This is a genomic window from Rhodococcus sp. PAMC28707, assembly GCF_004795915.1.
Taxonomy (GTDB): Bacteria; Actinomycetota; Actinomycetes; order Mycobacteriales; family Mycobacteriaceae; genus Rhodococcoides.
In genome coordinates this window covers 4,468,454-4,478,984 of the sequence record NZ_CP039253.1, presented here as the reverse complement: position 1 = coordinate 4,478,984, position 10,531 = coordinate 4,468,454, and the positions used below count along the sequence as shown (strand labels likewise).

At 62.1% G+C, this 10,531-nt stretch carries 9 protein-coding genes; 1 reads left to right on the top strand and 8 read right to left on the bottom strand.

The features are described 5' to 3' along the window. From E5720_RS20415 to infC, 7 genes are all read right to left on the bottom strand, one after another. Window positions 1-534, bottom strand: coding sequence for a hypothetical protein (locus E5720_RS20415; RefSeq protein WP_136172140.1), 534 nt, complete (start codon window positions 532-534; stop codon window positions 1-3). 61 nt (window positions 535-595) lie between these two features. Next, window positions 596-3,082 (bottom strand): phenylalanine--tRNA ligase subunit beta, encoded by a 2,487-nt coding sequence (gene pheT, locus E5720_RS20410; protein ID WP_136172139.1) that lies wholly within the window; start codon window positions 3,080-3,082, stop codon window positions 596-598. A 73-nt stretch (window positions 3,083-3,155) separates the two neighbouring features. Then, on the bottom strand, window positions 3,156-4,226 hold the full coding sequence (pheS, locus tag E5720_RS20405; RefSeq protein WP_136172138.1) for a phenylalanine--tRNA ligase subunit alpha: 1,071 nt from the start codon (window positions 4,224-4,226) through the stop codon (window positions 3,156-3,158). Between the two features lie 72 nt (window positions 4,227-4,298). Continuing rightward, a complete protein-coding gene (locus tag E5720_RS20400) occupies window positions 4,299-5,105 on the bottom strand; it encodes an RNA methyltransferase (RefSeq protein WP_136172137.1) in 807 nt (268 codons plus the stop codon). 38 nt (window positions 5,106-5,143) lie between these two features. After that, the gene (gene rplT / locus E5720_RS20395) at window positions 5,144-5,533 is read right to left on the bottom strand and encodes a 50S ribosomal protein L20 (RefSeq protein ID WP_084346513.1); all 390 of its coding nucleotides are present in this window, start codon (window positions 5,531-5,533) and stop codon (window positions 5,144-5,146) included. A gap of 88 nt (window positions 5,534-5,621) precedes the next feature. Next, on the bottom strand, window positions 5,622-5,816 hold the full coding sequence (gene rpmI, locus E5720_RS20390; RefSeq protein ID WP_084346736.1) for a 50S ribosomal protein L35: 195 nt from the start codon (window positions 5,814-5,816) through the stop codon (window positions 5,622-5,624). 105 nt (window positions 5,817-5,921) lie between these two features. Further along, on the bottom strand, window positions 5,922-6,641 hold the full coding sequence (gene infC, locus E5720_RS20385; protein WP_084346514.1) for a translation initiation factor IF-3: 720 nt from the start codon (window positions 6,639-6,641) through the stop codon (window positions 5,922-5,924). Window positions 6,642-7,118: 477 nt separating this feature from the next. Between infC and E5720_RS20380 the strand changes: the two genes are divergently transcribed. Continuing rightward, window positions 7,119-7,481 carry a DUF1844 domain-containing protein gene (locus tag E5720_RS20380; protein ID WP_136172136.1) on the top strand — a complete coding sequence of 121 codons (363 nt, stop codon included), beginning with the start codon at window positions 7,119-7,121 and terminating at the stop codon, window positions 7,479-7,481. A gap of 70 nt (window positions 7,482-7,551) precedes the next feature. Here E5720_RS20380 and uvrA read toward each other — a convergent pair whose 3' ends face one another. Continuing rightward, the gene (gene uvrA / locus E5720_RS20375; RefSeq protein WP_136172135.1) at window positions 7,552-10,476 is read right to left on the bottom strand and encodes an excinuclease ABC subunit UvrA; all 2,925 of its coding nucleotides are present in this window, start codon (window positions 10,474-10,476) and stop codon (window positions 7,552-7,554) included. Window positions 10,477-10,531: the final 55 nt, after the last annotated feature.

The following is a 10,531-nucleotide window of genomic DNA, read 5'->3' as shown; positions in this document are numbered from 1 at the left end:
TCAACTGTCTTTCATCGACCGTCGGATCTCTTCGAGCTTCTTTCGCCCCGAGGCCTGGCGTTCGTTCCACTGCTCATCCAGCGTACGACCAGCCGGGCTGAGGTGATCGAGTTCCTCGGCGCCCAGCGCCGTACCCGTCCGAAGCTCGACCTTGTCCCGAACACTGTCCCATGTGGGAACACCCCCTTCGCTGTATTCAGTCGGCGACTCATGGGCCGAATAACCGGTGTTCACGCCTCCGATCGACTGAGCGACGCCGCTGTCACCGACAACTTCTGCATCCAGAATGCCCAACGGAGGGTCACCGAGCGGCTGGTCGATTCGGGGCCGCGTAAACCCCGGAACATCGCCAGACGGAACATCGCCAGGCAGAACTCTGCCAGGCTCCACTCCACTACCGGCCGTATCTATTTCCGCCAGCAACGCCGATGCAGCGGCATGGACCGGCGCGAGAGCCGGACGGCCGCCAACCGAAGCGAGCACCTCCAGCAACACCTCAACATCGGATCGATCTTCTGCGCTACCAGTGCCCATGATTCCTCCTCTGCCCCTCGAGTCCGTGCCCCCACGCTACGGAAGAACGACAACGGATGTATCAGCTCCGCCAGCGCGCTCCTACTGCTTCTCCCGCTGCAGCTACTGCCGCATCGCGAGCCGCCGATGCCTGCGCCTCGGTCAACGTTCCGTTCGCACCACGGAAGACGAGCGCAAAAGCCAGAGACTTCAGCCCCTCGCCTACCTGCTCGCCTTCGTAGACGTCGAAAAGCCGAATGCTCTCGAGTAATTCACCCGCGCCGGACTTCAACGCCGACTCCACCTCGGAAGCTGGAACCGTGTCGGCGACAACTACGGCGACATCCTGCATCACGGCCGGGTACGGAGAGACGACCGGCGCCGGGAAAGACTCGACGATCGGGAGTGCATCCAGATTCAACTCGACAGCACACGTACGCGCCGGCAATTGAGCCTGCTCGAGCACCGCCGGGTGCAACTCCCCCGCATAACCCACCACGACGCCCTCGACAACCAACTCCGCGCACCGCCCCGGATGCCACGGCAACTTCTGCGCCGCCCTCAGCTCGATCTCGACACCCGCCGCAGTCGCTACGGTTCTCGCCGCGGCGAAAGCATCCGACGCCTCCACCGGTCGGCCCGGCCCCCAAGGTCCAGCCGGCACACTGTGGCCGGTGAGGACCGCACCCACATGAACGGGCTGATCCGGCAGCGACCCACGAAGGTGAGCGATCTCCGAGTCCGAGGGACGAGTATCGACGGCAATGGGCTCCACCGTGACGGTGTCGTCACCGGGCAGGACGACCTGCGCTATTCCGAACAGCAACACATCACGCTGACCACGAGCGACGTTGCGCGCGAGAATCTCGAGCAAGCCGGGAAGAATGGTCGACGCCAGCTCCGGCCGATCGGCTTCCAACGGGTTGAGCACCGTCGTCGTTCGTCGACGTGCATCATCCGCTGGAAGGCCCCACGTATCGAAGACCCCGGTCGGAAGGAACACTGTCGGCAATACCTCGATGTAACCGGCGAAGGCAAGCGACTTGCCGACTGCGCGCTTCCGCTTCTGTTTGGGGGTCAGTCCTCGGCCCGCGGGTGCTGAGGGCAGTACGGAGGGAATCTTCTCCAGACCCTCCAGTCGCAGAACTTCCTCGACGAGGTCTGCGGGTTGCTGCAGATCCGGTCGCCAGGTCGGCGGCGTCACGACGAGTTCACCGTGACCCGACTCGCTGACACCGACCTCGACCTCACACCCGACCTGGGTGAGTCTCCGCGCTGCGACGCCGTTCGGATACGCCACCCCGGCGATGCGGTCGGGTAGGTCGATATCCATCCGAACGGCGGGGAATACCACTGCCGATCCGACATCGGTCAGCAGTGGTTCGATTCGGCCACCGGCGATGTCCACGAGCAGCTGAGCGGCACGATCGAGCGCCGCGACGGGCAGCGCGGAGTCCACCGTGCGCTCGAAACGCTTACTGGCCTCGCTCACCAATTTGTGACGTCTACCGGTCCGAAAGACCGCCAAGGGATCGAACGAGGCAGCTTCGAGAATCACATCTACGGTGTCGGCCCCGACCTCGGTCGATGCCCCACCCATGACGCCGGCCAGCGAAATCGCGCCGGAATCGTCTGCGATGACGACATCCTCTGCGTCCAGAGTCCGCTCGACGTCGTCGAGCGTAGTGAGCTTCTCCCCGGCCGTTGCACGACGGACGACGATGTCACCCGACAACTTTGCAGCGTCGAATGCGTGCAGAGGCTGCCCCAGCTCGTGCAGAACGTAATTCGTCACATCGACCGCCGCCGAAATCGGTCGGACGCCCGCGAGAAGCAGACGACGCTGTATCCACCACGGTGTGACCGCAGCCGGATCGATTCCACTGACCTTCCGCAACGCGAACCGGGCGACGTTCGACTCGTTCTCGACCGTCGCAGGCCACGCTTCGCCTTCGTTGTTCTGCACCGGGCCACTGGCCGGATCGGCGAATTCGAGATCGAAGCTACTCGCAAGCTCGCGCGCGAGACCACGCACCGAGAACGCGTATCCGCGGTCCGGCGTCACGTTGAGCTCGATGACCGAATCATCCAGACCGAGAACCACTTTGGCATCGTCGCCGGGCGTCGCAGTCCCATCGGGCAGGACCAGAATGCCAGCATGATCGCGGCCGAGACCGAGCTCCAGCGTCGAGCAGATCATGCCGTTCGACGTCTTGCCGTACGTCTCACGAGCAGCAATGGCGAATCCACCCGGAAGCACACTGCCGGGCAGCGCGGCGACAATCAGATCACCCTCGGCGAAGTTACGAGCCCCGCACACGATCTCCTGCGGTTCGTCTGCGCCGACGTCCACCGAACAGAACCGAATCGGCTTCTTGAACTCCGTCAACTCGGTGATCGACGTGATACTACCGACGACCAGGGGCCCGGTGACCTTATCGAGCGAATCGAGCTCCTCGACCTCGAAGCCGACCCGAACGAATCCCTCGTCGAGTTCTTCCGGCGTCACTTTCCACTCCGGCGCCGTGCGCTGTAGAACCTCGGTCAACCAGGATTGTGGAACTCGCACGTCTGCTCAGCTCTTTCTGCGTGTCGAAAACGGTGGTGCCTCGCGGGCAGTCGGTAAAGAAACGTTGCGTCCGTCAGGCCTCGACGCCGAAGGGCAACGTGAAACGAATATCGCCCTCGACGATGTCGCGCATGTCGGGAATGTCGTTGCGGAACTGCAAAGTTCGCTCCAAGCCCATGCCGAACGCAAATCCCGAGTACACCTCCGGATCGATTCCGCTGGCACGGAGAACTTTGGGATTGACCATTCCGCAGCCGCCCCATTCCACCCAGCCGGCTCCACCCTTCTTCTTCGGGAACCACACATCTACCTCAGCCGAAGGCTCGGTGAACGGGAAGTAATTGGGACGCATACGCGTGCGCGTCTCGTCACCGAACAGTGCCCGCGCGAACGCGTCGAGAGTTCCACGCAGATGAGCCATCGTCAGCCCCTTGTCGATCGCAAGACCCTCCACCTGGTGGAACACCGGGGTGTGCGTCGAGTCGAGCTCGTCGGTGCGAAAGGTCCGACCAGGGCAGACAATGTAGATCGGCAACTCGCGCGCCAGCATCGAGCGCACCTGGACAGGCGAGGTATGAGTCCGGAGCACCTGACGTGAACCTTCGGGTGCGATATGGAACGTGTCCTGCATGGTGCGCGCAGGATGATCAGGGAGGAAGTTGAGAGCGTCGAAGTTGAAATGCTCGGTCTCGACTTCCGGACCCTCCTCGACTTCCCATCCCATCGCAACGAAAACGTCCGCTACCTGGTCGGAAATGATCGTGATGGGGTGGCGAGCGCCCACTGGGCGAACATTCGACGGCAACGTCACATCGATCGTCTCGGCGACGAGAATCGCCGCATCGCGCTCGGCGAGAAGAACCTCGCGGCGCGCGTCGAACGCCTTCTGCACACGATCGCGCGCGACCTTGACGCGTTTGCCGGCGTCAGCCTTCTGATCCCCCGGAATCGAGCCGAGAGCACGCTGAGCAAGGGCAAGCGTCGCGCGGTTGCCGATGTGCTCGATCTTCACCTTCGACAACTCGTCCAGATCAGGTACGTCGGCGAATGCCTTCTCCGCACCAGCGACTGCAGCAGCGAGTGCGGACTCCTCGAGCACGCTCGGATCGACAGGCTGGGCGTTGTCGCCATCTTTCTTCGCCACGAGAGGTGCAACTCCTTGATGGTGGTTGATGTCGTTCGAACGACTCTGCCGATCCTAAGCGAGAAGGTCGAGTCAATTATTGCGGGACCTGCGCTGAGCGCGGGCACTCGAGTACAAGCAGATAGCTGCCGCTGTTGCGAGGTTCAAGCTCTCGGCACGACCATGAATGGGAATCCTGACGCGATGATCGGCCGAAGCCGCCACAGCCGCGTCCAATCCGTGTGCTTCGTTGCCGAACAACCACGCCGTCGGACCACTCAGCAGCTCGTCGGCATCATCTAGATCGATCTCACCATCGGCAGCGGTGGCAAGAATTTTCACTCCGCTCGCCCGCAGCGCATCGAGCGCCTGTTCGACCGAACGTTCGCGAGCGATCGGCAAGTGAAAAAGACTCCCCGCCGACGCTCGTACACACTTGCCGTTGTGCGGATCCACCGAATCCCCCAGCAGCACGACCGCATCGGCACCGACAGCGTCGGCGACCCGGATGACCGTGCCCGCGTTACCCGGCTCAGATACCTCCACCGGAACAGCGATCAACGCCGGATCGACTCCGAGGGCATCCCCGAGCGCCACATCCACGAGTCGACAGACCGCGACGATCCCAGGCGGTGTCACCGTGTCGGAAAGACCCTTTGCCGCTCGCGCGCTGATGGCATGTGTTCGAATTCCCGCGCTGCGGGCCGCATCGAGAACGCTGCCGTTGCGATCGGCGGAATCCTCCGCATAGAACAACTCTCGGACGACACCCGCACCGAGTGCCTCGGTCACCGAGTTGGTTCCTTCGGCCAGAAACAGCCCCGACTTGCGACGCTCCGACGCACGCAACAGCTTCACAGCCGAAACGACCCGTGGAGTCCGCTCGGTGAGCATGTCCACGGGCCGTTCAGGATCTAGATCGTCGTGCGTCAGCTTGCTCAGGCTGCTTCTCCAGCAGGAGCGTTGACGTCGGCAGGCAATGCAGCCTTGGCGATGGCCACCAGGCCGGCGAAAGCCGGTGCATCCGACACAGCGAGCTCGGCGAGGATCTTGCGGTCGACCTCGACGCCCCCGAGCCTCAGGCCCTGGATCAAGCGGTTGTACGTGATGTCGTTGGCGCGAGCTGCTGCGTTGATACGCGTGATCCACAGCCGACGGAAGTCACCCTTGCGTGCCTTGCGGTCACGGTATGCATAGGTGAGCGAGTGGAGCTGCTGCTCCTTGGCCTTGGTGTACAGACGTGAGCGCTGTCCGCGGTATCCCTTGGATGCCTCGAGAATCGAACGGCGCTTCTTCTGGGCGTTGACCGCCCGTTTTACGCGTGCCACTGGTAAATCCTGTCGATCTGGGGGCTTCTAGAAACCCCGAATGGTAATGGGATGGCGCCGACCACGACGGTCGACTATGAAGTCCAGATCAGATGCCGAGCAGGCGCTTCATCCGCGGCACGTCGGCCTTGGTCACAACTGCGACGCCGTCGAGACGACGGGTTCTCCTGCTGGACTTGTGCTCCAGCAAGTGGCGACGACCAGCCTTCTGGCGCATGATCTTGCCGCTGCCGGACACCTTGAATCGCTTCTTGGCGCCACTGTGAGTCTTCTGCTTGGGCATGGAGTCCTCAGTTCTGTGTTGCTCTTCGGTCTTGCTCGGCACGTCCATGCCGATAGCGTCGGCATGGACGTCTTACGGGTCGTACTCGGTTCGGTAGCGCAGTCTCTAGTTGCTCGGCGGCGTTGCTGCTGCCGGAGCATCTGTCGGAGCCGGCTCTGCAGCGGCGGGTGCCGGAGCAGCCGAAGCCGAGGTAGTCGGTTCCGGAGCAGGAGCACGCTGAGCGGGCGGAGCCGCCGCACTTTCCTGTGCCTTGACGCGAGTCTTGGCACCCTTGTGTGGGGCCAATACCATCGTCATGTTGCGACCGTCCTGCTTGGCAGAGGTCTCGACGAAGCCAAGATCTGCAACGTCTGCACCCAGCCGCTGCAGCAGACGGAATCCGAGCTCCGGACGAGACTGCTCACGTCCGCGGAACATGATGGTGACCTTGACCTTCGACCCGGCTTCGAGGAAGCGAACAACGTTGCGCTTCTTGGTCTCGTAGTCGTGGGCGTCGATCTTCGGGCGAAGCTTCTGCTCCTTGATCACGGTGAGGGTCTGGTTCTTGCGCGATTCGCGCGCCTTCTGCGCTGCCTCGTACTTGAACTTCCCGTAGTCCATGATCTTGCAGACCGGCGGACGAGCGTCGGGAGCCACTTCTACGAGATCGAGATCGGCTTCGAGAGCCAAGCGGAGTGCATCTTCAACACGCACGATGCCAACCTGTTCACCGCCAGGTCCGACTAAACGAACCTCGGGAACACGAATGCGATCGTTGATGCGAGTCTCAGTGCTGATGGGGCCTCCTAGGTAGTGCGGTGAGGGGTCTAGCCGACCGCCCGCCATTGGCACAGCCCGCCTGCCCGGGTCCTTCGACACTCATTGCCGGAGAACTCTGTCTCCTACAACGAAAAAACCCTGCTCCAGCAATACGCTGGTGCAGGGCCCGATGTCGACCGATCGACAAATACCGCATACATCGCAATATCGTCTCCTCCGAAGAGGAAGCCCGAGTGGCATCTCTGCTACTGCGGGCGACCGGACCGGAACCAGCTTGAAACACTGGGTACCGGTGGGAGTCGGGCTCCACTTGCTGCCTCCGTACAGTGCGCTTTCGCAAGAAAGGACACGCCGAAGACGGTCGATGAGGAACAGTACCAGCCGGACAGGGTTTCGAGAAATCGACGCCAGTGGGAACAAGCCGACAGCATCAATGGCGCGCTCGAGCGATCTGATCGTATGACTGGACATTCAAGCGGTGTGGGCATTGCCGCGGGTACACCTGATGTCAGTGGCTCGTGCCGCCGTGCCATCCTCGTGAACATGACGAGCATTCCCGAACCTGCCAATGAAAGCCGCGAACCCGAAGTCCGCGAACTCGCAGACGTTCCCGCTGTCGAAGTAATCAGCCGCGCCGCCGTGATGCTCATGAGCTCCGCAGCCGAGAAGCTCGGCCTGTCCGAGCCGGACCCGTCGGAAAGCCCCTATCTCGATCTCGACGAGGCGCGACGAGTCATCACCGCGCTCGCTGGGCTCGTCACGGCGTCGGTCGAGTACCTCGGGCCACATGCCGGACCGATCCGCGAAGGGCTTCAGGCGCTGCAGAAAGCATTCCGCGAAGCGTCCGCGCATCCCGACGAGCCAGGCAAAGGCCCCGGAGAGAAGTACACCGGCCCGGTGTACTGATCCGCTTCCTGCGCCTTTTTCACTCGCCGGCCACCTTCGGCTCGCTTCGGCTGGACATCCATGAGGATGGTCAGACCGAAGCGGCCTTTCGTGGTCGGCGCTTTTTGACCGGCGCCTTCTTCGGCTCCGGCGCGGGTTCACGGGACAACGCCTCCTGCAGGAATTTTCCGGTATAGCTCTCTGGAACTGCAGCTACTTCCTCTGGATTTCCTTCTGCCACAACCATTCCACCGCCATTCCCGCCTTCTGGTCCCATATCGATCACCCAGTCGGACACCTTGATGACGTCGAGATTGTGCTCGATGACGATGACGGTGTTGCCCTTGTCGACGAGACCGTTGACCACACCGAGCAGCTTCCGAATATCCTCGAAATGCAGGCCGGTGGTCGGTTCGTCGAGAATGTAGACGGTCCGTCCGGTCGACCGCTTCTGAAGTTCGGCAGCGAGCTTCACGCGCTGCGCCTCGCCGCCGGACAGCGTCGTGGCGGGCTGGCCGAGTCGGACGTATCCGAGGCCGACCTCGACGAGCGTCTTGAGATACCGGTGGATGGAAGTGATGGCCTCGAAGAAGTCCGCTGCCTCCTCGATGGGCATATCGAGGACCTGCGCGATCGTCTTCCCCTTGTAGTGGACCTCGAGCGTCTCACGGTTGTAGCGAGCGCCTTCGCACACTTCACAAGGTACGTACACATCGGGAAGAAAGTTCATCTCGATCTTCAAGGTTCCATCGCCGGAGCACGCCTCGCACCGACCGCCCTTCACGTTGAACGAGAACCTACCGGGCTGATAGCCGCGAACCTTCGCCTCGGTGGTGGACGCAAACAGAGTGCGAACCTTGTCGAACACGCCGGTGTACGTGGCTGCGTTCGACCTCGGCGTACGCCCGATCGGTGACTGATCGACGCGAACCAGCTTGTCGAGTTGGTCCAAGCCGTTGATGCGGGTGTGACGGCCGGGCACCTGCCGCGCCCCGTTGAGCTTGTTGGCCATGACGGTCGCCAAAATGTCATTGACCAGCGTCGACTTACCCGAACCTGACACTCCGGTCACCGCAGTCAGCACTCCGAGGGGGAAGCTGACGTCGATGCCGCGCAGATTGTGCTCCCGAGCACCCACGACGGTTACCTGACGCTTCTTGTCGACAACCCGTCGCGCATCCGGCAGTGGAATCTGTAAACGCCCCGACAGATATGCGCCTGTCAGCGACTCTTCCGAGGTAAGTAGATCCTCGTAGGAACCGCTGTGTACGACGCGGCCGCCGTGTTCACCGGCGAGCGGTCCGATGTCGACCACCCAGTCTGCGGTTCGAATTGTGTCCTCGTCGTGTTCGACGACGATCAGAGTGTTGCCCAGATCGCGGAGTCTGGTCAGCGTGTCGATGAGCCGACGGTTGTCGCGCTGGTGCAACCCGATCGACGGCTCGTCGAGCACGTACAGCACTCCGACGAGTCCGGATCCTATTTGTGTGGCGAGCCTGATGCGCTGAGCTTCCCCGCCGGAAAGCGAGCCAGCAGGGCGCGAAAGTGACAAATATTCGAGGCCGACGTCGAGAAGGAAGCCTAGTCGCGCTTGAACCTCTCGAAGCACCTGACCGGCGATGGCTTCCTCTTTGGAACCCAGCGTGAGGCTGTTCAAGAAGTCTGCGGTTTCGGAGATGGATAGTTTGCAGACATCAGCGATCGACTTCGCACCGAAATCGCCCGCTTCGATCGTGACCGACAGAATCTCCGGACGCAGCCGGTCTCCTCCGCAGGCAGGGCAGGGAACGTCGCGCATGTAGCCGTCGTAGCGTTCCTTCATCTGTTCGGACTCAGTTTGCTCGAGCCTGCGATGCAAGAAAGGCATGACGCCTTCGAACTCCGCATAGTACGAGCGGGTGCGACCGTAGCGGTTCTTGTACTTGACGTGAACCTGATGCTCGCTGCCCTCGAGAACTGCACGCTTGACCTTGGCGGGCAGTTTGCTCCACGGCGCGTCGAGGTCAAATTCCATGGCGTCGGCCAGCCCGGACAGCAGACGGCCGAAGTACTCCGATGTCTGGCCCATCGACCACGGGGCGATCGCACCGCCTGCAAGCGAGAGATCAGGATCAGGAACGACCAACTCGGGGTCTACTTCCTTGCGCACGCCGAGACCGAGACACTCGGAACACGCGCCGTACGGGGAGTTGAACGAGAAGGACCGTGGCTCCAGATCGTCGATCGAGAGTGGGTGCGCGTTGGGACATGCGAGCTTTTCGGAGAATCGACGTTCGCGGTCAGGGGCATCCTCTTCACGGTCGACGAAGTCGAGGACCACGATGCCGTCGGCGAGACGTAGTGCGGTCTCGACGGAGTCCGTCAGACGCTGTTTGGAGCCGGCCTTGACAGTGAGGCGGTCGACCACGACCTCGATGTCGTGCTTCTCCTGCTTTTTCAGCTTCGGAGGATCATTGAGTTGGTGGACCACCCCGTCGACACGAATACGCGAATAACCCTGGGTATTGAGGGAATCGAACAAATCTACGAACTCACCCTTACGGGTACGAACGACCGGTGCAAGGACTTGGAACTTGATCCCCTCTTCCATCGCCAACACCTGATCGACGATCTGCTGAGGGGTCTGCCGGGCGATCCTCTCGCCACAGACCGGGCAGTGGGCCGTTCCAGCACGAGCGAAGAGCAGACGGAGATAGTCGTATACCTCGGTGATGGTGCCCACAGTCGACCGCGGATTCCGGTTGGTCGACTTCTGATCGATGGAGACAGCGGGCGACAATCCCTCGATGAAGTCGACGTCCGGCTTGTCCATCTGTCCCAGAAACTGGCGCGCATACGCGGACAGCGACTCGACATAACGGCGCTGACCTTCGGCGAAGATCGTGTCGAAGGCGAGCGAGGATTTGCCTGAACCCGAGAGCCCTGTGAAGACGATGAGGCTGTCCCGAGGCAGATCGATGTCGACCCCTCGCAGGTTGTGTTCACGCGCACCCCGCACTATCAGGCGATCCGCCACTGTCTTCCCTTCTTGTCGAACGACCAGGCTGTCAGGCTCGTGTACCACCGGCCTG